Genomic DNA, 24,456 nt, shown 5'->3' with positions numbered 1-24,456 from the left:
TCAGCGCTGCCGGCCTGGCCAGTCGTTCAGGCGGCAGCGCCTTTTTCAGAGTTTATTTCATGATCTCGTCCCCGTTCTTCTCGTTCGCCCGCACGACCTTGCCGCTGATGATGCTCGCCCTGGCCGGATGCGGCGGCGACGACACGCGACCCAACGTCGATTCACCCGGCGCCGAGAAACAGACCTCCACCCAGGTGCTGGAAGCCGGCGCCGACCTGTTGCAGGACAAGCCACCGCTCGAGCAGCTCAACACGTATCTGGATGGCTTTCATTTCTACAACGGCACGCCCGATTCGCAGATGGAGGCGCATCACTATTGCTCGATGCTCAATGAGGAGGTCACCCAATGCGTGATCTTCGACGGCAACGTGAAGGCATCGCACCTGATGGGGGTGGAGTACATCATCAGCGCCCGGCTGTTCGCCCAACTGCCCGAAGCGGAAAAAGCCTACTGGCACAGCCATGCCCATGAAGTGACCTCCGGCCAGTTGATCGCGCCGGCGGTCCCGGAACCGGCCGAACACGCTCTGATGAACAAGCTGGCCAACACCTACGGCAAGACCTGGCATACCTGGCACACCGACAAGGACAAAAGCCTGCCGCTGGGCGTTCCGCAATTGATGATGGGCTTCACCGCCGATGGCCAGGCCGATCCGGCGATGGTCAAGGCTCGCGACGAGCGCATGGGCCTGGACAGCGCTGCCGAGCGTGAATCACGCAAGGACATAAAACCCCAGCCGGTGTTGCCCGGCGCCGACGCGTGGACCACCGGCAAGGTGATTCAGCTGTCCGATCCCACCGGCACCGCCGGCCACCGTCCACATCACCGGCACGGTGGGGATGCCAAAGACACCAATAGCCGCTCACCGGCGCCTTGAGTCCATTCCATCCTTCCTTGTTCACGGAGTATTTCATGACCCGGCTCGACCCTCATTTCAACGACCAGGACCTTGAGTTACTGGTGCCACAGCCGATGTTCTTCGAGGACGACGGCGCCATCCCCAATAATCGTTTTCCGGTTTTGATCTATACCTTGCAGATCAGCGAGCGGGCCGATGCGGCGGCAGCGTTCGAGGGGTTGTTTGCCCGGCACCAATGGACGCCGCTCTGGCGCGACGGGGTGTTCGACTATCACCATTATCATTCCACGGCGCACGAAGCCCTGGGGGTTGCCAGTGGCGAAGCTCTGCTGCGCCTGGGCGGCGAACAGGGCCAGGACGTTTCGGTCAAGGCCGGTGACGTGCTGATTCTTCCCGCCGGTACCGGTCATTGCCGACTGCGCCAGAGCGCGGATTTCCTGGTGGTGGGCGCGTATCCCAAAGGCCAGGAAGATTACGATATCCAGCGCCCGGAACGTGCGGATCACGACGCAGCGGTACAGCGCATCGCCGCGGTTGCGCTACCGACCCAGGACCCCGTCACGGGCGCGGCGGGGTTTCTGGTCAATGCCTGGGTCAAGGCCTGATCGGCACGGAGCCGGTCAGGGCTTGAACACGGCACGCATGCAGTTGTCGGTTTTTTCCTTGAACAGCGCGTAACCCTTGGGCGAGTCCTCCAGGCTCATGGGATGAGTCAGCAGGTAGGAGGGGTCCAGTTCGCCTTTCTGGATGTGTTCGAACAACCGGGTGGCATAGCGCTGCCCCGGTTGCTGCCCGGAACGCAAGGTCAGCGCCTTGTTGACGATGGCGCCCATGGGAAACTTGTCCAGCAACCCGCCATAGACGCCCACCACCGAAACCGTGCCGCCCTTGCGGCAGGCGCGAATGGCTTGGCGCAACACGGTGCCGCGTTCGGTGTGCAGACGCAGCATCTGTTTGGCCTTGTCGTAGGCGTAGTCGATTTCCGTGCCGTGGGCCTCCATACCGACGCAGTCGATGCAGCGGTCCGGGCCGCGGCCTCCGGTCAGTTCCAGCAAGGCTTCATGGACGTCGGTGGTCTCGTAATTGATGACGGTGGCCCCGGCTTTCTGCTGGGCCAGACGCAGGCGGTCGGGGAAACGGTCGATGGCAATGACCTGTTCGGCACCCATCAGGTAGGCGCTGCGAATCGCCATCTGGCCCACGCCGCCGCAGCCCCAGACCGCCACGATGTCGCCGGGCTGAATGTCAGCGTTGTCAGCGGCGAAGTAGCCGGTGGGCGCGGCATCGGACACGAACAGTGCCTGCTCGTCGGTGACGCCATCCGGTACGGCGAACAGGTTCACATCCGCAAAGGGGACTCGCACGTAGGTCGCATGGCTGCCGGCGTAGCCGCCGAATGCATGGCTGTAGCCGATGATGCCGCAGCATGGCTGGCCGTAGGCGATATCGGTGGCCGACGGATTGGGGTTGGAATTGTCGCAGCAGGAAAAATCCGTGCGCTTGCACGGTTCGCATTCTCCGCAACCGACGATGGAAATGGTGATGACCTTGTCGCCTTTGCGGATGGAAGTGACGGCGGAGCCGATCTCCACCACTTCACCCATGAATTCATGCCCGATGATGTCGCCGGGCTTCATCGCCGGCACGTAACCACCGAGCAGATGCAGGTCCGAGCCGCACACCGACGACAGCGTGACGCGAATGATCGCATCTCTGGGGTTGATGATGGCGGGGTCCGGTACGGTGTCGACTTGCAGATGATTGGGAGCTTGCCAGGTCAGTGCGCGCATTAGGAATGACTCCGTGGCAGAGGGGCGGATTCGGCGGACACCGGGTTTGCGGCGACAGTCGGCGGGTGATCGGTGGCCGGTTGCGCGGCCTGTTCGGCAGGGGCATGAAGAAACACGAAGTCGCGCATTTCGCTGGCCCGCATTTCGTTGGTGCTCACTTCGCCGGTTTCCAGCTGTTGCTTGAGACTGCCGAGCAGATTGAGCAATGCCTTGTCGCTGAAGACGCTGACGGCCGAGGCCAGGGCATAACCAAGCTTGCCGCCAGCCGGTTCGCACACCGCTACCACTTTGACTTCGGTGCCGCGCTCGCCAGGGGCGTTTTTCAACGATACGCGGATGTCGTGTTGCCAACGGCCCGCAGGCACGGTGTGCCAGCACAGAGTATCTGGCTCGTCGGGTTCGTCCATTTCCAGGGTCCAGCTCACGGTGCGGCCCAGCGGTCCTTGCAAGGTCCATTTGCTGGTGCGTTCGTCGATGGCTTCAACGGTGTCGACCCAGGGAATCAGCGGGCCGATGTTTTGCGGCTGGCGCAGAAAGGCCAGCACCTGCTCCAGCGGCTTGCCGATGGTGACGCTGCGGGTCAGCGCTTCACTGGCTTTCCAGCCATGGCTGCGCTGGAACTGTTGTTCGAAGGGCGTCGGTGCCAGTTTGCGCTGGAGCACACAGTTGCCCGACGCGCCGCGATAAACGCAATAAGCGCCGAAGGCAGCCTGCACCACACCGCCTACGCCACCACTGCGCAGTGCATTGAGCAACAGCAGGCTTCCGGCGAGCAATGAAAGTGACCGTTGCGTAGGCCCTATATCGGGATGATGGATGCGATAGGTGGTGGACTTCACAGCAACCAGCGGAAATTGGCTCATGGAGCACCTCATGAATTCTGCAGGATCAAGTGAGTGTCGAACGGCCTTTGCGGGCCGCTCGACCTTTACCGCTACTGTCTTGCGTACTGCCACATAAACCGATCAGCGTTTGGCAACCGCGTCGGGGTCCTCCGAGCGCTGCAGGAATGCGGTGGTGATTGCCGGCAGATGCTCCCGGAGCCAATCGGCCATGGCGACTTCCTGAGGCAGGATCTTCTCGCAGGCTTGCTGGGTTTCCTTGTCGCGCGCGTCCTTGGCGGCCTGGATCAGCACCGTATAAGTCGCAATTTCAATGTTTTCGAATACGTAGCCGCTCATTGCGCCCTTGACCACTTCATCGGACACCGTCATGCCGCCCAGCGCCTGGCCGAACGCCATGAGCTTGCCGGCCATGTCCTTGAGCGTCGACGTACTGCCGCCCAGGCGTTCGATGCATTCCTTGAGCAACTTCTGCTGGCCCAGGGTTTCGTCCAGATGCTGCTCGATACGGCGCTTGAGGTCAGGGTAGTGCTCCAGCCGGTCGGCCTGAGCCTTGAGCATGCTTTCAGCCTGTTGCTCCATGGCGTGGGCATCGCGCAGCCAGTCCAGCAGGTTGTCCTGTTTTGTAGCCATGATCAGTTCCTCGTCCAAGTGAATGGTATGGGGTAGAAAAATCCCCGGCGGGCGGGTTCAGATCTTTGCAGGGCGGCATGACCAGCGGTCTGATGGCAATTTCAGCCCACCCGAACTTCCAGTTCGTAGCCCTGGGGGTTCAGGTATTGCCAGCGCCAGGCGTCGGTCAGCATGGCGTCGAGGTTGTGCCGTGCCCGCCAATGCAGCTCGCGCCAGGCTTTGCCCGGGTCGGCCCAGCATTGCGCCACGTCGCCATGACGTCGCGGCTCGTAGACCAGCGGTATCGGGATGCCGGTGATGCGTTCGAAAGCGCGGACCACTTCGAGCACCGAATGCCCACGGCCGGTGCCCAGGTTCCAGACCGACACCCCGTGCTGGTGGCGGTTGCGCTCCAGGGCCTTGAGGTGGCCCTCGGCCAGGTCCACCACATGCAGATAGTCACGCACCCCGGTGCCGTCCGCCGTGGGGTAGTCGTTGCCGAAGACGTGCAACGCCGGGCGCGCGCGCGTGGCGACCTGAAGCAGAAAGGGCAGCAGGTTGTTAGGTGTGTTACGCGGCGATTCCCCGAGCAGGCCCGAAGGATGGGCGCCGATGGGATTGAAATAGCGCAGCAGTGCGATGGACCACCGGGGGTCGGAGCGGGCGACACTTTGCATCACGTGTTCGGCCATCAATTTGGAATGGCCGTAGGGGTTGGTCGGCTGGCCCAGCGCACAGTGCTCATCCAGCGGCATGCGCTCGCCCTGGCCGTAGACGGTCGCCGATGAGCTGAAGAGCAGTTGGAACACGCCCGCTTCGGCCATGGCCTGGCACAGATTGACGCTGCCGCTGACGTTGGTCTCGAAGTAGCGCAACGGCTCGCGAACACTTTCCCCCACTGCCTTTAGCCCGGCGCAGTGCACCACCGCTTCGATGGAATATTCGGCGAACAGGGCGTTGAGCATGGTCTTGCTGCGCACGTCACCCAGCACGAAATGAACGTGTCGCCCGCAGATCCGCGTGATGCGGTCCAGCGTTTCGCGCGAGCTGTTGCACAGGTTATCCATCACCACTACGTCTCTGCCGCTTTGCAGCAACGCCACCACAATATGGGCGCCAATAAAACCCGCACCACCGGTCACTAGGATCATGGTTGTTTTTCCTTCCGTAATTTTCGCGGCCTCTGGACGAGGCTGACGGCCCCAGCGCTGCCCGACCGGCAGCTGGATACGGAGCCTTTGCAAGCGAAAATCAGGACCAACCGAACCCTGGCGGGATAGGAAATGTAGCTACGCTCGGGTAGTGCCGCGTGGAAAACATCTCGTACCGGCTTGGGAATTCAACGTACATCAGGAACTGAAAACTCATTCGCCTAAGATTAAGGGGCGCCGAGGAGCCAGTAGGTTCCACGAATTTGTACCAGCGGTGCATGCACTTCATCGGGTGGCATTGAACGGCCGGCCGGTTATCGCCTCAATACGATCAGCGTGCGCAAAACCCTGGTATTGCGACGCTCCATTTCCTTATGAATGAAGTCGAAGTTCCGCCCCTTGCCAAGAGGCCTTCAGATTCGTCCGGGCACTTTTTTAACGAAAGGGGAACTCCATGAGCCTTGAGGCGACGACTCAATCCGAATCCACGCCCCCCGCATCCTCCGACCACGAGGGGCGTGCGCTATTGCTGTGTCTGTCACACCTGCGCTGGGGATTTGTCTATCAACGCCCGCAACACCTCATGTCCCGGCTGGCACAGGACTACGACGTCGCGTTCTTTGAGGAACCACTGCTGGACGACACGCCGCAGCCGTGGCTGGAACAGCTGCCGCAGCCCGAGGGGGTGATTCTGCTGGTTCCGCATTTGCCGCGTACCCTGAACCCCGAAGAGGTGATCAAGGAACAGCGCAACCTGATCGACACCTGGCTGCATGATCACGCGCCGCGGGAGCTGATCCTCTGGTACTTCACTCCCATGAGCCTGAGCTTTACCGACCATCTATGGGCCAGCGTGACGGTGTTCGATTGCATGGACGAGCTGTCCGCCTTCCACGGCGCACCGCCGCAGCTTCGGGAAATGGAACAGGAACTGCTGGAACGCGCCGACGTGGTGTTCACCGGCGGCTACAGCCTGTGGGAGGTCAAGCGCCGGCAGCACGGCAATGCGCACGCCATGCCCAGCAGCGTCGACATTGCGCATTTCGCCACGGCACGCAATGGCCTGGCTGACCCGCCCGATCAACAACCCATAGCCCATCCACGCCTGGGTTTCTTCGGGGTGATCGATGAGCGCTTCGATATCGAACTGGTACGCGCACTCGCCACGGCGCAGCCGGACTGGCAACTGGTGCTGATCGGGCCGGTGGTCAAGATCGATCCGGCCATCCTGCCGCGCCTCGACAACATTCATTACCTGGGCGCCAGGCGCTACAGCGAGCTGCCGGCCTATCTGGGAGGATGGGACGTTGCGCTGATGCCGTTCGCACTGAACGAGTCGACCCGTTTCATCAGCCCGACGAAAACGCCGGAATACCTGGCTGGCGGCTGCCCGGTAGTGTCAACGCCGATCGCCGACGTGGTCCGCGCGTATGGCGACAGCGGCGCGGTGTGGATCGCCGATACGGCGGACCAGTTCGTAGCCGCAGTGCAGGAAGCCTTGAACCGCAAGGGCAGTGCCGACTTCCTGAAGGCTGCCGACGCCGCGCTGGCCGGCATGTCGTGGGACAAGACCTGCGCGGACATGAAGGAGCAGATCGAATGCCTCAGATAACTCTCAAGACTGCGACTGCTCAGGCGCAGCAGGGCATCACCTACGATTACCTGATTGTCGGGGCCGGGTTCGCCGGCAGCGTGCTGGCCGAACGGCTGGCGGCCGGGCTGGGCAAGAAGGTGCTGCTGGCCGACCGCCGCGACCACATCGGCGGCAATGCCTACGACCACTATGACGAGGCCGGCGTGCTGGTGCATCGTTATGGCCCGCATATCTTCCATACCAATGCCGAGCGCATCTTCGATTACCTGTCGCGTTTCACCGAGTGGCGCGCCTACGAACATCGGGTGTTGGCGCAGGTGGACGGGCAACTGGTACCGATTCCAATCAACCTCGATACGCTCAATACGCTGTATGGCCTGCAGATGGATGAAGCCCAGGCCGAAGCGTTCCTCGCCAGCCGCGCCGAGCCGGTGGCGAGCATTCGCACCTCCGAAGACGTGGTGGTCAATCAGGTGGGTCGCGAGCTGTACGAGAAGTTCTTCCGCGGTTATACCCGCAAGCAATGGGGGCTGGACCCGTCACAGCTCGACAAGTCGGTCACCTCGCGGGTGCCGACCCGCACCAGTCAGGATGACCGGTATTTCGGGGATCGCTTTCAGGTTATGCCGCTGCACGGCTATACCCGGATGTTCCAGCGCATGCTGGATCATGAGGGCATCGACATCCTGTTGGGCGTGGACTTCGCCGACTTGCGCGATCAGGTGCAATACCGTCACCTGGTGTACTGCGGACCCATCGATGAATATTTCGACTGTTGCTACGGCCGCCTGCCGTACCGCTCGCTGGAATTCCACCATGAAACCTTCGATCAGGCCCGGTTCCAGCCGGTGGCCGTGGTCAATTACCCGGACGAAAAGGTGCCTTATACCCGGATCACCGAATACAAGCACCTGACCGGGCAGCAGCACGATAAGACCAGTGTCACCTACGAGTTCCCCTGCGCCGACGGCGATCCTTATTATCCGATTCCGCGCCCGGAAAACGCCGAACTGTACAAGCGATACCAGGCGCTGGCCGATCAATCCGAGACGGTAACTTTCCTGGGTCGGCTGGGAACCTACAAGTACTACAACATGGATCAGGTGGTCGGCCAGGCGCTGGCGCTGTACCAGCGGATAGCCGAAGCAGCTGCGACCGTGACCGCCCGACAGCCTGCGGGGGGTTGAGCATGCCGGACGTCTTCAAGAGTTTTTTCATCGGCGGCTTCGAGTGTTCGTCCCATCGGCGGCGCGACGGAGTGCGCCTGGACCTGGTGCAGTCCACCGGCCACGGCCGTTGGCCCGAGGAGGATTTCGCCGCCCTGGCCGGCTGCGGGATGCGCACGGTGCGCGACGGCCTGCGCTGGCATCTGATTGAAACCCGGCCCGGTCACTACGACTGGAGCAGCTTCCTGCCCGTGCTGCGCGCCGCTCAGCGGCAGGGCACGCAGGTGATCTGGGACCTGTGTCACTACGGCTACCCCGATGGCCTGGACATCTGGCGGCCTGAGTTCGTCGAGCGCTTCGCGCGATTTGCCAGCGCAGCTGCACAGCTCATCAATGAGGAGGGCGACGGCACGCCGTTCTATTCGCCGATCAACGAAATCTCGTTCTGGAGCTGGGCGGGCGGCGATGTGGGGTATTTCAACCCCGGCAGCGAGCGACGCGGCATGGAGCTCAAGCATCAGCTGGTGCGGGCCAGCATCGCCGCCATCGAAGCGATCCGCGCCGTGCAGCCGTCGGCAAGGTTCGTTCAGGCCGACCCGCTGATCCATGTGATTCCCGGTTCCCGCCGCAGTGACGAGGTAGAAGCGGCGGAAAATTACCGCCTGGCGCAGTTCGAAGCCTGGGACCTGCTGTGCGGTCGCCAGTGGCCCGGCCTTGGCGGCCGGCCGGAGTATCTGGACCTGCTGGGGGCAAACTTCTATCCCCATAATCAGTGGGTCTACAACGGGCCGCGGATCATGCGCGGTGAAAGCAATTACCGGCCGTTGTGCGGCATGTTGCGTGAGCTGTACGCACGCTACAAACGGCCGATCCTGATTTCCGAAACCGGCGCGGAGAACGAGCATCGGGTGCCGTGGCTGCGCTACGTCAATGAACAGGTCATGGCGGCGCTGGTCGGCGGGGTGCCCATGCAAGGGGTCTGCTGGTATCCGATCCTCGATTATCCGGGCTGGGACGACGGGCGTTATTGCCCGGCGGGGTTGTTCGGCTATGCCGACGGCGAGGGCCGGCGTGCACCCTTTCATCCGCTGCAGGCACAGCTGCGCCACGGTATCGATCAGTTCGACGCGGTGAGTCCGGCCATGGCCGACAGCAGCGGAGGTCTGTAGCCGATGGAATCCAGCCCGGCACCACCCTTGCCCGCAGGCCCGATCCGCTTTTTGCTGCGCTATGTCACGCTGCGCCCCTGGCATTTCGGGGTCATGTTGCTGTTGATCGTCGGTGCGGCCAGCTGTGCGGTGGCCGTGCAGTACGGCATGAAGATGCTGGTGGATGTGATGACGCTCGGCGACCGCAGCAGTCAGCACATCTGGTTTCCGTTCTTTCTGTTCATCGGGCTGATCGTCGTCGAAAACCTGTTCTGGCGATTGGGCGGCTGGCTGGGTTGTCGCACGGTGGTCGCCAGTTGTGCCGACTTGCGGGTGGACCTGTTCAATCACCTGACCGGCCACCCGATGCGCTATTTCTCCCAGCATTTCTCAGGAGCACTGGCCAACCGCATTTCTTCGGCAGGCGCCGCGGCCGGTTCGATCTACGGCGGGTTGGCGTGGAAGATCATTCCGCCGTGCGTGGACTTCCTGGGCGCGGTGGTGGTGCTGTGTACCGTTCGGGTCAGCATGGCACTGGCGCTGGTCGGCTGCGTGCTGGTCGTGGGCCTGCTGATCATGCTGGTAGGCGTTCTCGGCAACCGCAAACATGTGGATTTCGCCGCCCAGGCTGCACGGGTCGGCGGCGAGATGGTCGATCAGGTGTCGAATATCTGGACCATCAAGGCGTTCTCTGCCCGGGAACGGGAGCGCCAGCGGCTGGAGCAGTCCATCGGCGTGGAGGCCCAGGCCCAGCGCCGCAGCTGGATCTACCTGGAGAAAGCCCGCTTGCTGCATGACGTCTGTCTGTCGGTCATGGCCGGCGGCATGCTGTGCTGGGCGATCATGCTGTGGCGTGACGCAGGCATTACCGCCGGCGACGTGGTGATGATCAGTGCGCTGACGTTTCGCATTCTGCATGGCTCGCGGGACCTGGCGCTGGCGCTGGTCGACACCTCCCAGCAAATAGGCGTGATTGCCGAGACCCTGCGCATCATCGTGCAGCCCTACAGCCTGGTTGACAGCCCGGTCGAGTTCCAGCCCAGCCGCGGCACCATCCGCTTCGTAGATGTGATGTACAGCTATCCGGAAGGCAGGACCATTTTCGACCGCTTGAACCTGGAGATTCCCGCCGGGCAGCGGGTGGGTATCGTCGGCTCTTCGGGTGCAGGCAAGTCGACCCTGCTCAGCCTGTTGCAGCGGCTCGACGATGTGACGGGCGGGGCGATCCTGATCGGTGACCGGGATATCCGCTCGGTCAGCCAGGACAGCCTGCGGCGCCAGATTGCCGTGGTGCCGCAAGAGCCGACGCTGTTCAATCGCAGCATTTTCGACAACATCGCCTACGGCCACCCCGACGCCCGGCCCGAGGATGTGCTGCGCGCATCGAGAAATGCCTATTGCGATGAGTTCATTCGCGAGCTGCCGGCAGGGTACGACACGCTGGTGGGAGAGCGTGGGGTGATGTTGTCCGGTGGGCAGCGCCAGCGTCTGGGGCTGGCCAGGGCGTTCCTGAAAAATGCGCCGATTCTGATTCTGGACGAAGCGACCTCGGCACTGGACTCCCATTCCGAGGCGGTGATCCAGGCGGCGCTGGCCAAACTCATGCAGGGCCGCACCGTACTGGTGGTGGCGCATCGGCTGTCCACCGTCGCGCATTTCAACCGGGTGATCGTGCTGCACGACGGCAAGATCATCGAAGACGGCCCGCCCCGGCAACTGCGCAGCCAGGGCGGTGTGTATGAATCGTTATGGGTTGCCCAGACCATCGTCCCCGATTGAGCGGAACATCGAGTCCGTGACCGACGTCAGGCCTGCAGGTACACCACGTGGGTATGGGTGTACTCGTACAGCCCGTGCTTGCCGTCGGCACCGCCGACTCCCGACTTGCGAACCCCGGCATGGAAACCCTGCATGGCTTCGAAGTTCTCGCGGTTGATGTAGGTCTCGCCGAAGTCTATTTCACGCATGGCGTGCATCGCCTTGTTGAGGTCGCGGGTGTACAGCGAGGAGGTGAGGCCGTACTCACAGTCGTTGGCCAGGGCAATGGCCTGATCCAGATCATCGACGATCTGGATGGGCAGCACCGGGCCGAAAATCTCCTTGCGCATGATTTCCATCTCGTTGCTGCAACCGATCAGTACCGTGGGTTGGAAGTGAAAGCCCTGGCCCAGATCGGCAATCTCGCCGCCGGTGGTCAGTTGCGCCCCTTGGGACAACGCGGTGCGAACCTTGGCCTGCACGCTGTCCAGCCCTTGGCGATTGATGAGCGGACCCATTTCCACCGCCGCATCGGCCAACGGATCGCCGAAACGGGTGGCGGCCATGGCCGCGGTGATCTTGTCGATGAATTCCTCGGCGACCCGGCGTTCGACATACACCCGCTCGGCGCAGTTGCAGACCTGCCCGGTGTTGATGATCCGTGAGTCGCGAATTGCTCTGACCGCCAGTTCCAGATCGGCGTCGGCCAGCACAATGGCCGGCGCCTTGCCGCCCAGTTCCAGATTGAGCTTGGTGAGATTGCCTGCTGCGGCACTCATGATCCGCGCACCGGTTTCCACGCTGCCGGTAAAACTGATCATGTCCACCTGGGCGTGGCTGGACAATGCTGCGCCGACACCGCCGTCGCCGCACACCACATTGAATACGCCGGCGGGCAGATCGGTTTCAGCCACCAGCCGCGCAAACTCGAAGCAGTTATTGGGCGTTTCCTCACTGGGCTTGATCACGATGGTGTTGCCGGTCAACAGCGCCGGAGCCATTTTGCGGGCGATCAGGAACAACGGAAAATTCCACGGCAAGATGCCGGCCACTACGCCCAGCGGCTTGCGAAACAGAAAGATGTTTTCGCCGGGCCGGTCGCTGGTGATGATCTCGCCTTCAATGCGCCGCGCCCACTCGGCCATGTAGTCGAGGTAGTCGGCGGTGAAGTTGACTTCTACCTCCGCCAGCGCCGAGATCTTGCCCTGTTCCTGAGTAATGGTGCGCGCCAGATGCGCAACGTTTTCCCGCAGCCGGGCAGCGATTTTGCGCAGATAACCGGCGCGCTCGTTGGCGGTTTTACGCGCCCATTCCTTCTGCGCGACACGGGCTGCGGCGAGGGCGGTGTCGACCTGTTCGGCGTTTGAAGCCGGCACGCGGGACAACAGCGCGCCGGTGGCCGGGTTCAGCACATCCAGATGCTCGTTGGCCGGTATGAATCGGCCATTGATGTAATTGTCGTAAACGGGGATGGATGCCATCGGTTAGCTCCTTGGGTTTACTCAGTAAGTACGGGAAGTGCCGCGCTCATCGCCGGTCTCGCGATAGCGGGCCAGGTTGGCCAGCGCGGCCTGACGCATCAGGCTGATGTCGATGCCGACGGCGATGAACTGGCAGCCCCAGCCGGCGTAGCGCCTCGCGTCGTCCTCGGCCGGTGACAGGATTCCGCAGACTTTTCCGGCCGCCAGGGTGGCGTCGACGGCCTGGCGTATCTGCTGCTGAACCTCGGGATGCGAAGGATTGCCGGCGTGGCCCAGCCCGGTGGACAGATCGGCCGGGCCGATGAAGATCGCGTCCACACCTTCCACCGCCGCAATCTCAGCCACGTTGAGCACGCCGGTACGGGACTCGATCTGCACGATCAGGCACAGTTCCTGATGAGCGGTTTGCAAGTAATCGGGCACGCTGTCCCAGCGAGTGGCGCGGGTCAGGCCGCCGCCCACGCCACGAATGCCATGGGGCGGATAGCGCGTCGCGCTGACCAGTGCTCGGGCCTGCTCGGCGGTTTCCACCATGGGAATCATCAGCGTCTGGGTGCCAACGTCCAGCAGTTGCTTGATCAGCACCGGGTCGTGGCTGACCGCACGGACCACGGGCGCGGTTGAATACGGTGCGACCGCCTGCAACTGGGCAAGTATGGACGGCACGGTGTTGGGCGCGTGTTCGCCGTCGATCAGCATCCAGTCATAGCCGAAACCGGCGGTGATTTCCGCTGCATATCCGCTGGCGAAGCCGGCCCAGATGCCGTACTGCGGTTGACCTTTGGCCAGGTCGGCCTTGAAGGGATTGATGGGCAAATTCATGAGTGACTCCCGTCGGCGAGGGTGGATTCAGAGTAAGGGCTGTCGCCTCGCGGAGCCGGCGTCGCGGTCGGCAGCTTGGCAAGGAAGAAATAGCAGGCCGCGCCGATCAGGGCGATCACCGCGCTAATCACCAGGGCGATGGTGAAAGAACCGGTCTGCTGCACCACGATCCCGGTCACGACAGGCGCGAACGCTCCGCCGAAATAACCGCCGAAATTCTGGATGCTCGCCAGCGACGCGACCTTGCGGGACGGCACCGCCACGCTGATCAGCGACCAGGTGGCGGCCACCGCCACGTTGAGCGAGAACATCGCCGCGCAGAAAAACGCCACCGCCGGAACCACTCCGGTCGAGTAGGCTGCTGCCAGGGTAAATAGCGCGGAAAACACCATGCCGCCGCAGATCGGCCAACGGCGACTGGCACTGACGCTGGCGCCGCGACGAATTACCCGGTCTACCAGCAGGCCGCCACTGATGACACCGAAGGCGCCCGCCAGGAAGGGCAGGCTGGACACCCAGCCGGCGTGGCCCAGCGACAATTGGTGAGTGCGTTCCAGGTAGGCCGGCATCCAGGTCAGAAACAGCGACAGCATATAGATGATGCCGATGTAGCCGAACACCACGCCCCAGGTCACGCGCAAGCGAAACAGCCCACGCCACTCGGCGAAACTCAGCTTGCCTTCGCGGTCCTCGCGGGCAATGCCTTCGTTGAGGTAGTCCTGTTCCGCTTGGGTCAGCCGCACTTCGCTGCGATTGCGGTAAGTCAGGTACCAGATCAACGCGACACCCACGCCGAGCAACCCCATGGCGATGAACATATGCCGCCAGCCCAGCAGTAACAGCAGGGCCGTCAGAATCGGCTGGGAAATCGCCGGTCCCAGGGAAGACGACATGTTGAAGATACCGGACGGCAGGCCGCGTTCCTTGATGTTGAACCACTCGCTGACCACTTTGGCGCCCGCTGGAAACTGCGGGGCTTCACCGATGCCCAGGCCTATGCGCGCCATGATCATCGCCGGCAATGTGCTCAACAGGCCGAGGATTGCCTGGGCCATGGACCACAGGCAGATGCCGACGCCCAGCGTGAGCCGCGCGCCGAACCGGTCGAGAATACCGCCAATGGGCAGCTGCACGATGGCGTAGGCCCACGAGAACACCGACAGCAGCAGGCCCATTTCGGTGGGCGTGAAGTGCAGTTCCTGGCTGATGGTCTGGTTGGCGATGGCCAGGGTGCTGCGGTCCAGGTAATTGACGAATCCGGCCACCACCAGCAGGGTCAGGGCGATCCACTGGATGCGCCGCAGACGCGGACTTTTGCTGAGGATCGGCCGGGTGGCCGATGCCTGGGCGTCGATAACGGCTGTCGCATTACTGTTGTTATTGTTCATGCGTCACTCCATGTGTAAGCCGGTCAGGTTCAGTGCTGGTAGGGCCTCGACAACTGGCATTCGGGGTTCAGCGTGACGCCGAAGCCCGGCTGGTCCAGTTTCGACAGGCGCATGCGGCCGTTTTCCGGGACCGGTTCGCCCAGCAACTGCGGATGGAACATCGGCACCACCTCGTCGGCCTTGGGCGCCATCATCAGGAACTCGGCGAACGGGCTGTTGGTGCGCGTGGCGACGAAGTGATAGCTGTACACGGAGGAACCGTGGGGCACGACCATGGCCGAATGCGCATCGGCCAGCGCGGAGATCTTGATCAGTTCGGTTATCCCGCCGCACCAGCCCACATCAGGCTGGATGATGTCGCAGCAGCCCATTTCCAGCAGCATGCGAAAGCCCCAACGGGTGGCTTCGTGTTCGCCGGTGGTGACCAGCATGCCGGGCGGCACGTTCTTTTTCAGCGCTGCATACCCCCAGTAATCATCCGGCGACAGCGCTTCTTCAATCCATTTCAGCCCCAGTTCGTGAGCGCCGTGGGCCAGACGCGTGGCGTAATTGAGGTCCAGGCTCATCCAGCAATCGAGCATCAGCCAGAAATCCTTGCCGACGCGCTCGCGCATCACGGCCAGTTCTTCAAGGTTTTTGCGCAAGCCTTCTTCGCCTTCTGCCGGACTGTGGTGCAACGGAAGCTTGCCGCCGATGAAGCCCATTTTTTGCGCCAGGTCAGGCCGTGCGCCGGTGGCGTAGAACTGCAGTTCATCCCTGACCGCGCCGCCGAGCAGTTGATGTACCGGCTCCTGACGGACTTTGCCGAGCAGGTCCCACAACGCCAGGTCGATACCTGAGAGGGTGTTGATCACCAGCCCCTTGCGCCCGTAGTACTGGGAGGAAAAGTACATCTGGTCCCAGATGCGTTCGATGTCGGTGACCTTGGCGCCTTCGACGAAGCGCGCCAGATGCTTCTCGACGATATAGGCCGCCGGTTCGCCGCCTGTGGTGACGGAAAAGCCGATATTGCCAGCCGAGTCCTCGATTTCGACCACCAGCGTGCCCAGTACGTTGATCCCGAAACTGCGGCGGCTCTGCCGGTATTCGGGGTATATGCTCATGGGCGTGGCGATGTGATCGTCGATCCAGTGACCGTCGCCCTGATCGTGATAATCCGCGCCGCCACCGCGCAGAACGTAGGCGCGGACATGCTTGATGGTCGGTGTGCTCATGACAGGTTCCTCGAGTTCGCAGTGGTAAAGGGGGAGGGCTTGGCGGCCGGCCTCTGGCGAGGTGGGCGAATGCCCATGATCAGCGCCGCAGCGATCAGTGTGGTGACCGCGAGCAGGTACAGGCCGGCGGCCGGAGAGTGGAATAAGCCTTCCGCCGCGTTCTTGATGATCGGGGCGATGAAACCGCCCAGCGCGCCGAACGAGTTGATCAGCGCGATGGCGCCGGCGGCAGCCGAACCGGCGAGAAAGCTGCCCGGAAAGGTCCAGAACACCGGCTGCACAGCGATGAAGCCTGACGCGGCGAAGCACAGGGCGAGAATACCCAGCAGCGGGCTGGCAAAGGTGACCGAGGCGGCGATGCCCAGGCCCGACACCACTAGCGTGACAGAGGCAACCGTGCGGCGGCGCCCGGTGCGATCGGCAAGGGCAGGGATTTTCCAGGCTGCGAACAGCGCGCAAAGCCAGGGCAGGGCACTGACCACGCCGACCAGCAGGCCGACCTTGGTGCCCAGCAAACCGGCCACCTGAGTCGGCAGGTAAAACACCACGCCGTATACGCTGGCCTGAATCAACAGATAGATGCCGCACAGGTACAGCACGGCAGGCTGGCTCAGCACTTTGAGCAGCGAACCATGGGCTTGCTTCTGGCTGTCTTCAGCGTCCAGCACCGCCTGCAACTGGTGGCGCTCGTCCGCCGTCAGCCATTTGGCATCCTTGGGCCGGTTGTCCAGATAGAAATAAGCCCATATGCCGACCGCAGTCGCCATCAAGCCTTCCACCGCGAACAGCCATTGCCAGCCGTGGGCGCCGAGCAGGCCATCGAGTTCCAGCAGCAGGCCCGACAGCGGGCTGCCGAAGATAAACGCCAGCGGCGCGCCGAAGTAAAAGAAGCCCATGGCCTTGCCCCGCGCCGCGCTCGGGAACCAGTAAGTCAGGTACAGAATGACGCCGGGAAAGAAGCCCGCTTCGGCAACGCCCAGGAGAAAGCGCAGGACATAGAAGCTGGTTTCAGTGTGGGCAAACATCATGGCCGCCGACACCAGGCCCCAGGTAACCATGATCCGGCACATCCACAGCCTGGCGCCGATGCGGTGCATGATCAGGTTGCTCGGCACTTCCAGCAGCGCGTAACCGGCGAAGAACACGCCGGCGCCAAAGGCGAACGCTGCATCGCTGATCCCGGTGTCGGCCTGGAACGCCTGTTTGGCGAAACCGACGTTGGCCCGGTCGAGGAAGGCCATGATGTACATCAACAGCAGGAACGGCAGCAGCCGCCAGGAGACCTTGGCCAGCAAGGACGCAGGGAGTGTGTTCACGACAGTTTCCTTTATTGGAATTGTTGGACTGCGTAACGACGTATCCGGATGAATCAGAAGGTGCCGCGACAGCGAGGTTTCGAGCGGGCGAGGGCGAGGAATGGACGGCCTGGCGAGTAAAATGGCAGGCGCAGAGCGGGGGCGTGGAGTCTCATGGTGCACACCTCTTGGGGTGATATTTGTTGTGGGTCAGACTGTACTGCGTGCCGTGATGCGCGACTAATCGATTTAAGCTTATAGTCGATACCTTCAAGTTATCGATAAGCGAGCCCTCGATGAGTGTCGATCGGTTACCCCACCACCTGTTCAGTCGCCTGCGCTACAAGCACCTGCAGATGTTGATGGTGCTCGGCTCCAGCCTCAATCTGCATCGCGCCTCGCTGACCATGAACATGTCGCAACCAGCCGCCAGCCGGATGCTGCAGGAGATCGAAGACATGTTCGGTTGCGAGCTGTTCGAGCGCCTTCCCCGAGGCATGCGGCCCACGGCGCTGGGTCGCGAATTGTTGCGCTTCGCCGAGTCTGCACTCAGTGGGCTGGATCGCTGCGCGGCGGACCTGACCGCACGCCGGCAAGGGGGCTACGGCTATCTTTCCATCGCGACGATCATGGGGGCCGCGCCCGATCTGGTGATGAACGTGGTGGCCGAGATCAAGGCGCTCAATCCGCAACTGCGGATTCGCATCATGGGCGACACCAGCGATCAGGTGGTGCAACTGCTCGAACAAGGCCAGGCGGATATCGCCATCACCCGACGCAGCCGGGCCAGTGACCGTGATCACTATGAGTTCGAACCGCTGGGCAACGAGCGCCTGCTGGCGGTGGTGCGCAGCGGTCATCCCTTGCTGACTCACAAGCGTCTGGACTGGCGTGAACTGGTCGGCAGTTGGCCGTGGATCCTGCAACCGGAAACCAGTCCGGCGCGCATCGCCTTCGACCAGGCGCTCGAACAGCTGGAACTGCCGGTGCCGGCCGACATCATCGAATGCAGTTCGGTGTATTCCATGCTGCAACTGGTGCAACTGACCAGCGCGTTGATGGTGCTGTCGGAATCCGCGTTACGCGATTACCTGAAAATGGGGCTGGTCAAGCCGTTGCCGGTGGCGCTGGACGCCCAGATGGCACCGTTCGGCCTGCTGCGACGTACCAGCGAGCCGGTCAGCCGCGAACTGCAACAGTTCATTGATCTGTTGCGCAAACGCAGTCGCGCAAGAAGCGACGCGTGACCCGGTTTGCGGCGTCGCGCGGGGCGTACTCAGTACGGGGAAATGGTCCCCAGTAAACCCACGCCGATCGCCAACGCCAGAAACCCCAGCAGACATAGTGCAAGCTTGCCCATAAATACCTCTTGATCGGGTTCGAGTGCCGCGCTGCGGCACCTTGGAGAAACCCGGTCATTGTCAGGGCACGGTGAAATTCGGTACAGATTCAGAAAGCGCCTAAAAATACGGAGCAGATGGCAGCGTGCGCGCTGTTCAGAATGCGGCCAGGATTCGCCCGAGCATGGCCATGGCTTGCTCGCTGCGCTCGTCCCATGGGTTGCCATAGTTCAGCCGGGCGCAATTGCGAAACCCCTGGGTCGGGGAAAAGATCGGCCCGGGCGCCAGACTGATCCCTTGGGCCAGCGCCAATTGGAACAGCTGCAATGAGTCCACCCGTTCAGGAAACTCGAACCACAGGAAATAGCCGCCGACCGGCTTGGTGACTTTCGTTCCGGCCGGGAAGTAGCGGGCGGCCGCCGCCAGCATGGCGCCTTGTTGCAATTCCAGGGTGTCGCGCAGCTTTCTCAGGTGGCGGTCATATCCGCCATGGTTGAGGTAGTCGGCAATGGCCGCCTGGGCAGGAACCGAAGGCGAAAGGGTGGTCATCAGTTTGAGCCGGTTGATCTGCTCGGTATAGCGACCTCCCGCGACCCAGCCCACACGATACCCCGGTGCAAGGTTTTTCGAGAACGAGCCGCAATGCATGACCAGCCCGCTGCGGTCCAGGCTCTTGACCGGATGCGGCGCTTGACTGCCGTAATGCAGTTCGGCATAGACATCGTCCTCGATCAGGGGAATCTGCCACTGCTCCAGCAGCTCATAGAGCCGGACCTTGTGTTCCTGGGGCATGCTGGCGCCCAGCGGGTTCTGTAAGCCGCTCATGAACCAGCATGCCTTGATCGGCAGGCGGTCCAGATGGTCGCGCAGGGAATCGATGTCCACACCGTCACGCGGATGAACCGGGATCTCCACGGCCTTGAGCTGCAATCGCTCCAGCACCTGCAGGCAGGCATAAAAGGCGGGCGCCTCGACAGCCACCAGGTCGCCGGGCCGGGTAACGCACTGCAGGCACAGGTTCAACGCTTCCATGGCGCCGTTGGTGATGACCAACTCTGCAGCCTGCAGGCGCACGCCGCTGATCATGTAGCGCAGTGCAATTTGCCGACGCAACTCCGGATTGCCGGTAGTCATGTCGCTGAGGATCGCGGCCGGCGTCAGTTGACGCAGGGCTGCGGCCATGGATTTCGCCAGCCGTGGGAGAGGGTAGAGGTGCGGACTGGGGAAGGCCGAACCGAAGGGCACGGTGTGCGGGTCCTTGAGCGAAGCCAACACGGAGAACACCAGTTCGCTGACGCCGACCTCGGTTCCGTCGCTGGAGTGCCTGACCAGTTCCGGCTCGACCATGGCATGGGCAGCGTGCTCGCGCACGAAGTACCCCGAGCGTTCCCGCGCCTGAATCAGACCCCTGTCTTCGAGCAGGTAATACGCCTTGAACACAGTAGACGGACTCACCGAATAAGTCCGGCTAGCGACCCTGACCGAAGGGACTCTTTCGCCTGGCGACAGGATCCCACTGCGGATCATCTCGGCGATGTCGGCAGCGAATTTCTCATAACGTTTCATGGACGGGACGGGTCGAGGCATGCCGGGCATGATGAGGCAAAGCGCAGAGCGAGAACAGAGCCTGGTTTGACCGCTTTATGCAGGTCAGTGCGTAAGCAGGCGCAGAGGGCGGCTGGCTGGCATCTTGAACACCCCCTGGGTTATAACTCAACTAAACAGTCATTTAGTGGAGTTATATATTTTCGATATATAAGGCTAGTCGTGAACGGCCGTACGACGCTCGTTGATCCGCTCTACGGTGGCCATATGTTCCGTGCCCCAAGCGCATAACGAGCAAAGCGCCGCAGCCAACGACTGCCCAAGCGGGGTCAGCGAATATTCCACCTTGGGAGGGATCTCCTGAAAGTCGAGCCGGGCGACGATTTCGTCACGTTCCAGCTCTTTGAGCTGCTGGATCAGGACTTTATCAGACACGCTGCCGACTGCACGTTTAAGCTCGCCATAGCGGTGAACATCCCGGGACAGGTGGTACAAAACCAGCGGTTTCCACTTGCCGCCAATGACCGCCAAGGCCGCATCCAGCCCAGAATTGAACGGGGTTTTCGACATGACACTCATCAGGTACTTACCAAAAGGTGCATACTATTCAAATAGTGCGCGCGGTTCTAGAGTTGTGCTTCAACTTTGCTGAGGATACCCGCATGACAAGGCTCAACGGTAAAATCGCAGTCATCACAGGCGGTAACAGCGGAATAGGCCTGGCCACCGCAGAACGTTTTGCTGCGGAAGGCGCGCAAGTCGTCATTATTGGTCGTCGCCAGGAAGAACTGGACAAGGCAGTGCAGCAGATAGGCCACGAATCGATCGCTATCCAGGGCGATATTTCAGATCTGGACGATCTGGACCGGATATACGCAAAGATCAGAACCGCCACCGGCCGCATTGATATTTTGTTCGCCAATGCAGGCCTGGGTGATTTCCAACCGCTCGGATCGATCACTGAAGAGTCGTTTGACCGTACTTTTGGTGTCAACGTCAAAGGCACCTTATTCACCGTCCAAAAGGCGCTGCCCCTGATGGGCAATGGCGGTTCGATCATCCTGACCGGATCCACGACCGGCACCATGGGTACACCGGCGTTCAGTGTCTACAGTGCGACGAAAGCGGCGTTGCGTAACTTCGCCAGAAGCTGGGCGCTGGATCTTCAGGGCACCGGCATTCGGGTCAACGTGTTGTCGCCTGGTCCGATCTCGACGCCCGGGCTCGATCAGGCGCTGTCAGGCACGGGCCAGAAAGATGCGATTGTTGCCGGGATGATTACGCAAATGCCGCTGGCACGCATCGGTCGGCCGGAGGAAGTCGCAGCGACAGCGTTATTCCTCGCATCGGATGAAAGCAGCTTCATGACCGGCGGTGAAATATTCGTTGATGGAGGAATGGCACAAGTTTGAGACCGCTGTGGCTTGAGGGGTTGTGCCTTTTAAAATGCGTGTCAGGCCCACGAATAGGTGCGTCCCGTCCAATGCCCTGATTTTATTGACTATTTTTCAGTGTCTATAAATAGATGCGCTTTTTTTTAGGGTCAAAAAGTAAAAAAGCGCATCTAAAGGTAGCCAAAAGAAAAAAGCGCATCTATTTGTAGATAGATGCACGAAACCGCTCTAGAACGGCCATTACCTCACGATCCCACGATTCTCAGTATCCCCGAAACCCTTGGTAATGCGCTAGGGCTCGAAATCGTCGCATCAATGCTCGGATCGGCCGGTAACCACCGCACACCTCGCGCACGCATTCCGTTTCGTCAAGCTCACCTAACTGTGTTCGATACTGCCCAAACCATGCTGGTCATCACCAAGCCGTCGCGAAAGCTAACGCCCAGCGCCCGAGCAACACCGTGCTCTGAAACCAAGTCACTAGATCATCCGAACAGGTGGGTTTAAGCTCCCCCAGTCCTCCAAGAATCCCGTGAGCTGCGGCACGCACTTTCAGAGTGAAGCAGATTGTCCGAGTATCCCTAGCCCTGAGAATGCAAACCAGCTCTTATATGAACGCCAGCCAGCCCGTGTGTGAGCCTCAGCCCACGCTTGACATGAGCGCGGGCCGACAATAAGCACCCTGATCACCCTGCCAAATGACCGTGCAAATGATCATGGCGACCAGAGGCCGATTCATGGCTGCGCAGAAATGTTCAGCTTCGGATGCCGAGCCTGAGGATCTCGCTGGTACTGTGGAAATATAAAGCAGACGCCGCAACATGCATCCTTTGAACGCAAAGCTCGTCCCGCACGCTAGCAAAACGCATGCCATATCGCACCTGACCTTAGAAACGGCATTAATGGAACATTGCTCTGACATAACTAGTTGAAAGCGCTTGATTTGTTGACGCGTGCGGAAAGAAATGATCTGTCTCAGGACTTTTTACCAATATAATATAAAAGTGTTGAAAATAAATTGCTTGGTGTCGAAATATTATTATAACTCATTGATTCATCTACTTGTTATCACTTACTGGTGCTGCCTAGGAGTGGTATTTGCCAATATATTATTAAATATATTAAAGGGCGCGCCGAATTGAGAAATGCTGCGTTTTTTAGTTGACGTGATAGGTTCTGGTTGCTATGAGTTGGAGATGTTGACTCCGTCCACAGCAAGGCTTGGCCGAAAATGCGTGAGAAACTAACGAAGGGGATGATCGTTATCTACGGCGGTAGAGTCTGCGAGATCATCGACTTTAATAAAACTCAAGGGGTTCTTGTTCGAGACCGGAGCAATGGCGATTACTCCTACGCATCGCCCGCGGAGCTCACCCTTGTTGATGTTAAAGACAAGGCCGAGGATATAGCGAAGACGCTCCGGGCGTATTGGTTTGACGACTCTAGAGTTACACCAGTGCAGCGGGGAGTTGCTACTAAACGAGAGAAGGCCATCATAGGCTACCGTGCCAAAACACTATCTCGTGTAGAAGCGGCCGCGTCTATAGGTTTGTCTGTTTCCCAGTTTAATAGGGTTCTTAAGAATTATCGCCCTGATATTGGCGTAATTTCTATAGTAGCTATCCCGAGGGGGCGAAAGAAAGGCACCCGCCTGCTGTCTCCAGAGGTAGAAAAGATTATAGATTTTTGCATAACGGCCTATTATCAAGGGAAAGGCGCAACATTAGAAAATGTCTACCAGCAGATAGTTACAAAGTGTAAACTTAGTCAATTACCTGTGCCGTCGCGTGGAGTTGTTTCCAAGCGTTTTTACGCAATTCCTGCGTTTGATAGATGCCGAATGAAACACGGCATCGAGGAGGCCAAACAAAAATACGGGTTGAAACCTGGAACCAAAAAGGTTTTAAGTGCGTTAGACTTTGTCCAGATAGATCACACAATGGTCGATCTTTTTATTTTGGATGATGCCGGTGTTCCTTTAATGAGGCCATGGATTACGATACTCATCGATTTGCGAACTCGCGTTATCTTGGGTTATTACATTTCTTTGTGTCCACCAAGTGCGATTAGCTGCGCCATGGCTTTAGTGAATGCAGTGTTTCCTAAAACCAAATCTCTCCTTGAGTTTAACGATCCCGACATTCTATATATATGCTATGGCTTGATGAAAGTTCTCCACTCAGACAATGCCAGCGAATTTATCAGTGACAATTTTGAGGCCACCTGCTGGGTATATGGAATAGAGCCGGTGTTACGTCCCCTAGGGGCCAAGCACTGGGGTGGTCATATTGAGCGACTGATTGGCACCATGATGGGTAAGGTGCACTTTCTGCGCGGCTCTACACAGTCCAATGTTGTCAAAAGAGGCTCCATCGATCCGGCAAAACACGCCACCAGGAAACTGGAAGACTTTGAGTTGTGGGTTGCTAGAAGCGTCAGTTTGTACCATGACACGGAGCATAGGTCTCTAAAAGGTAAGACACCGTTCGAAGTGTGGATTGCCGATATGACCACGCCGAGTGGTAAAGATATCATGCCGCCAACTCCCGGAGACCCAAGGACGTTTGCTCTGGACTTTTTTCCTACAGAGCACAGGGTCGTCTCACCTAAAGGGATATTATTCAATGGAAGGTACTACTATGACCAGGTCTTGCGAGATATGGGAAGGGCGACAGTATATTTTAAATATGACCCTCGAGATCTTAGTAGGATCTTTCTTAAAGTTGAAGGGTTATATCATGATATCGTGCAAAGTGACTTAATGGATGCGCCCATGACTGAAAATCAGTATATCCTTCGAGATCCAGCGGTGTACAAGAAGTCTGGAACGGTACGGTCTGACCGCGGTCATCGATTGCGCGAAAAAAATAACGAGCAAGATATTCAAACTGAGAAGGAAACCAAGAGGGCCCGGAAGAAACGTAATGCAGACGCTAAGCATGCCAAGAAAACTCAGGCTGTGATTGGTGCCCCGGCTGTGCAGGAGCCAACAATTCCATCGGTCAGACCGGTTGATCCAAATCGTCCACGCCGTAAGCTGCGCTGGGAGGACTAAC

At 60.2% G+C, this 24,456-nt stretch carries 20 protein-coding genes; 9 read left to right on the top strand and 11 right to left on the bottom strand.

The features are described from left to right. The first annotated feature begins 59 nt into the window (after nt 1-59). The gene (locus EGJ27_RS03085; RefSeq protein WP_125829234.1) at nt 60-878 is read left to right on the top strand and encodes an OBAP family protein; all 819 of its coding nucleotides are present in this window, start codon (nt 60-62) and stop codon (nt 876-878) included. Between the two features lie 35 nt (nt 879-913). Next, nucleotides 914-1,465: a cupin domain-containing protein gene (locus tag EGJ27_RS03080; RefSeq protein WP_125829233.1), complete on the top strand. Its 552-nt coding sequence runs from the start codon at nt 914-916 to the stop codon at nt 1,463-1,465. 15 nt (nt 1,466-1,480) lie between these two features. Here EGJ27_RS03080 and EGJ27_RS03075 read toward each other — a convergent pair whose 3' ends face one another. The 4 genes from EGJ27_RS03075 to galE form a co-directional block, all read right to left on the bottom strand. Continuing rightward, on the bottom strand, nt 1,481-2,650 hold the full coding sequence (locus tag EGJ27_RS03075; RefSeq protein ID WP_125829232.1) for a zinc-dependent alcohol dehydrogenase: 1,170 nt from the start codon (nt 2,648-2,650) through the stop codon (nt 1,481-1,483). Further along, nucleotides 2,650-3,513 carry an SRPBCC family protein gene (locus EGJ27_RS03070; RefSeq protein WP_125829231.1) on the bottom strand — a complete coding sequence of 288 codons (864 nt, stop codon included), beginning with the start codon at nt 3,511-3,513 and terminating at the stop codon, nt 2,650-2,652. The genes EGJ27_RS03075 and EGJ27_RS03070 overlap by 1 nt, the downstream gene beginning before the upstream one ends. Before the next feature lie 102 nt (nt 3,514-3,615). Beyond that, nucleotides 3,616-4,125: a ferritin-like domain-containing protein gene (locus tag EGJ27_RS03065; protein ID WP_125829230.1), complete on the bottom strand. Its 510-nt coding sequence runs from the start codon at nt 4,123-4,125 to the stop codon at nt 3,616-3,618. A gap of 101 nt (nt 4,126-4,226) precedes the next feature. Beyond that, the gene (gene galE / locus EGJ27_RS03060) at nt 4,227-5,255 is read right to left on the bottom strand and encodes a UDP-glucose 4-epimerase GalE (RefSeq protein WP_125829229.1); all 1,029 of its coding nucleotides are present in this window, start codon (nt 5,253-5,255) and stop codon (nt 4,227-4,229) included. A gap of 454 nt (nt 5,256-5,709) precedes the next feature. Between galE and EGJ27_RS03055 the strand changes: the two genes are divergently transcribed. From EGJ27_RS03055 to EGJ27_RS03040, 4 genes are read left to right on the top strand one after another with little or no spacing between them, the layout of a single operon-like run. After that, nucleotides 5,710-6,867 (top strand): glycosyltransferase family 1 protein, encoded by a 1,158-nt coding sequence (locus EGJ27_RS03055; RefSeq protein WP_125829228.1) that lies wholly within the window; start codon nt 5,710-5,712, stop codon nt 6,865-6,867. Beyond that, entirely contained in the window at nt 6,855-8,036 is a 1,182-nt protein-coding gene (glf, locus tag EGJ27_RS03050) for a UDP-galactopyranose mutase (RefSeq protein ID WP_125829227.1), read from the top strand. The genes EGJ27_RS03055 and glf overlap by 13 nt, the downstream gene beginning before the upstream one ends. A gap of 2 nt (nt 8,037-8,038) precedes the next feature. Then, nucleotides 8,039-9,184 carry a family 1 glycosylhydrolase gene (locus EGJ27_RS03045; RefSeq protein ID WP_125829226.1) on the top strand — a complete coding sequence of 382 codons (1,146 nt, stop codon included), beginning with the start codon at nt 8,039-8,041 and terminating at the stop codon, nt 9,182-9,184. Between the two features lie 3 nt (nt 9,185-9,187). Then, entirely contained in the window at nt 9,188-10,942 is a 1,755-nt protein-coding gene (locus EGJ27_RS03040; protein ID WP_125829225.1) for an ABC transporter ATP-binding protein, read from the top strand. A gap of 26 nt (nt 10,943-10,968) precedes the next feature. On the opposite strand, the gene aldA is transcribed toward EGJ27_RS03040, so the two are convergent. The 5 genes from aldA to EGJ27_RS03015 are packed head-to-tail and all read right to left on the bottom strand — an operon-like array spanning nt 10,969 to nt 17,142. Beyond that, on the bottom strand, nt 10,969-12,402 hold the full coding sequence (gene aldA, locus EGJ27_RS03035; protein ID WP_125829224.1) for an aldehyde dehydrogenase: 1,434 nt from the start codon (nt 12,400-12,402) through the stop codon (nt 10,969-10,971). 21 nt (nt 12,403-12,423) lie between these two features. Then, the gene (locus EGJ27_RS03030) at nt 12,424-13,224 is read right to left on the bottom strand and encodes an aldolase/citrate lyase family protein (protein WP_125829223.1); all 801 of its coding nucleotides are present in this window, start codon (nt 13,222-13,224) and stop codon (nt 12,424-12,426) included. Beyond that, complete coding sequence (locus tag EGJ27_RS03025) at nt 13,221-14,612, bottom strand: MFS transporter (RefSeq protein WP_125829222.1); 1,392 nt, start codon at nt 14,610-14,612, stop codon at nt 13,221-13,223. Before EGJ27_RS03025 ends, EGJ27_RS03030 begins: the two co-directional genes overlap by 4 nt. 29 nt (nt 14,613-14,641) lie before the next feature. Then, on the bottom strand, nt 14,642-15,826 hold the full coding sequence (rhmD, locus tag EGJ27_RS03020) for an L-rhamnonate dehydratase (RefSeq protein WP_125829221.1): 1,185 nt from the start codon (nt 15,824-15,826) through the stop codon (nt 14,642-14,644). Further along, nucleotides 15,823-17,142 carry an MFS transporter gene (locus EGJ27_RS03015; protein WP_125829220.1) on the bottom strand — a complete coding sequence of 440 codons (1,320 nt, stop codon included), beginning with the start codon at nt 17,140-17,142 and terminating at the stop codon, nt 15,823-15,825. The genes rhmD and EGJ27_RS03015 overlap by 4 nt, the downstream gene beginning before the upstream one ends. 275 nt (nt 17,143-17,417) lie before the next feature. Between EGJ27_RS03015 and EGJ27_RS03010 the strand changes: the two genes are divergently transcribed. Then, nucleotides 17,418-18,368 (top strand): LysR family transcriptional regulator, encoded by a 951-nt coding sequence (locus tag EGJ27_RS03010; protein ID WP_125829219.1) that lies wholly within the window; start codon nt 17,418-17,420, stop codon nt 18,366-18,368. 249 nt (nt 18,369-18,617) lie between these two features. Here EGJ27_RS03010 and mapR read toward each other — a convergent pair whose 3' ends face one another. Both mapR and EGJ27_RS02995 read right to left on the bottom strand, forming a co-directional pair. Continuing rightward, nucleotides 18,618-20,027 carry a GntR family transcriptional regulator MpaR gene (mapR, locus tag EGJ27_RS03000; RefSeq protein ID WP_125829217.1) on the bottom strand — a complete coding sequence of 470 codons (1,410 nt, stop codon included), beginning with the start codon at nt 20,025-20,027 and terminating at the stop codon, nt 18,618-18,620. Between the two features lie 195 nt (nt 20,028-20,222). Beyond that, nucleotides 20,223-20,576, bottom strand: coding sequence for a helix-turn-helix domain-containing protein (locus EGJ27_RS02995; protein WP_125829216.1), 354 nt, complete (start codon nt 20,574-20,576; stop codon nt 20,223-20,225). Between the two features lie 92 nt (nt 20,577-20,668). Here EGJ27_RS02995 and EGJ27_RS02990 point away from each other — a divergent pair, with 92 nt between their 5' ends. Both EGJ27_RS02990 and EGJ27_RS02985 read left to right on the top strand, forming a co-directional pair. Beyond that, nucleotides 20,669-21,418, top strand: coding sequence for an SDR family NAD(P)-dependent oxidoreductase (locus tag EGJ27_RS02990; RefSeq protein WP_125829215.1), 750 nt, complete (start codon nt 20,669-20,671; stop codon nt 21,416-21,418). Between the two features lie 1,213 nt (nt 21,419-22,631). Further along, nucleotides 22,632-24,455 carry a Mu transposase C-terminal domain-containing protein gene (locus EGJ27_RS02985; protein WP_125829214.1) on the top strand — a complete coding sequence of 608 codons (1,824 nt, stop codon included), beginning with the start codon at nt 22,632-22,634 and terminating at the stop codon, nt 24,453-24,455. The last annotated feature ends 1 nt before the right edge of the window (nt 24,456 follow it).

The sequence above is a fragment of the Pseudomonas sp. v388 genome (genome assembly GCF_003935425.1).
Classification (GTDB): Bacteria; Pseudomonadota; Gammaproteobacteria; order Pseudomonadales; family Pseudomonadaceae; genus Aquipseudomonas.
This window is presented reverse-complemented; position numbering and strand designations above follow the sequence as displayed.

Coding starts and splice junctions, on each gene's coding strand:
- EGJ27_RS03085 (WP_125829234.1), top strand. CDS start 60: ATGATCTCGTCCCCGTTCTTCTCGTTCGCCCGCACGACCTTGCCGCTG.
- EGJ27_RS03080 (WP_125829233.1), top strand. CDS start 914: ATGACCCGGCTCGACCCTCATTTCAACGACCAGGACCTTGAGTTACTG.
- EGJ27_RS03075 (WP_125829232.1), bottom strand. CDS start 2,650: ATGCGCGCACTGACCTGGCAAGCTCCCAATCATCTGCAAGTCGACACC.
- EGJ27_RS03070 (WP_125829231.1), bottom strand. CDS start 3,513: ATGAGCCAATTTCCGCTGGTTGCTGTGAAGTCCACCACCTATCGCATC.
- EGJ27_RS03065 (WP_125829230.1), bottom strand. CDS start 4,125: ATGGCTACAAAACAGGACAACCTGCTGGACTGGCTGCGCGATGCCCAC.
- galE (WP_125829229.1), bottom strand. CDS start 5,255: ATGATCCTAGTGACCGGTGGTGCGGGTTTTATTGGCGCCCATATTGTG.
- EGJ27_RS03055 (WP_125829228.1), top strand. CDS start 5,710: ATGAGCCTTGAGGCGACGACTCAATCCGAATCCACGCCCCCCGCATCC.
- glf (WP_125829227.1), top strand. CDS start 6,855: ATGCCTCAGATAACTCTCAAGACTGCGACTGCTCAGGCGCAGCAGGGC.
- EGJ27_RS03045 (WP_125829226.1), top strand. CDS start 8,039: ATGCCGGACGTCTTCAAGAGTTTTTTCATCGGCGGCTTCGAGTGTTCG.
- EGJ27_RS03040 (WP_125829225.1), top strand. CDS start 9,188: ATGGAATCCAGCCCGGCACCACCCTTGCCCGCAGGCCCGATCCGCTTT.
- aldA (WP_125829224.1), bottom strand. CDS start 12,402: ATGGCATCCATCCCCGTTTACGACAATTACATCAATGGCCGATTCATA.
- EGJ27_RS03030 (WP_125829223.1), bottom strand. CDS start 13,224: ATGAATTTGCCCATCAATCCCTTCAAGGCCGACCTGGCCAAAGGTCAA.
- EGJ27_RS03025 (WP_125829222.1), bottom strand. CDS start 14,612: ATGAACAATAACAACAGTAATGCGACAGCCGTTATCGACGCCCAGGCA.
- rhmD (WP_125829221.1), bottom strand. CDS start 15,826: ATGAGCACACCGACCATCAAGCATGTCCGCGCCTACGTTCTGCGCGGT.
- EGJ27_RS03010 (WP_125829219.1), top strand. CDS start 17,418: ATGAGTGTCGATCGGTTACCCCACCACCTGTTCAGTCGCCTGCGCTAC.
- mapR (WP_125829217.1), bottom strand. CDS start 20,027: ATGAAACGTTATGAGAAATTCGCTGCCGACATCGCCGAGATGATCCGC.
- EGJ27_RS02995 (WP_125829216.1), bottom strand. CDS start 20,576: ATGTCGAAAACCCCGTTCAATTCTGGGCTGGATGCGGCCTTGGCGGTC.
- EGJ27_RS02990 (WP_125829215.1), top strand. CDS start 20,669: ATGACAAGGCTCAACGGTAAAATCGCAGTCATCACAGGCGGTAACAGC.
- EGJ27_RS02985 (WP_125829214.1), top strand. CDS start 22,632: ATGCGTGAGAAACTAACGAAGGGGATGATCGTTATCTACGGCGGTAGA.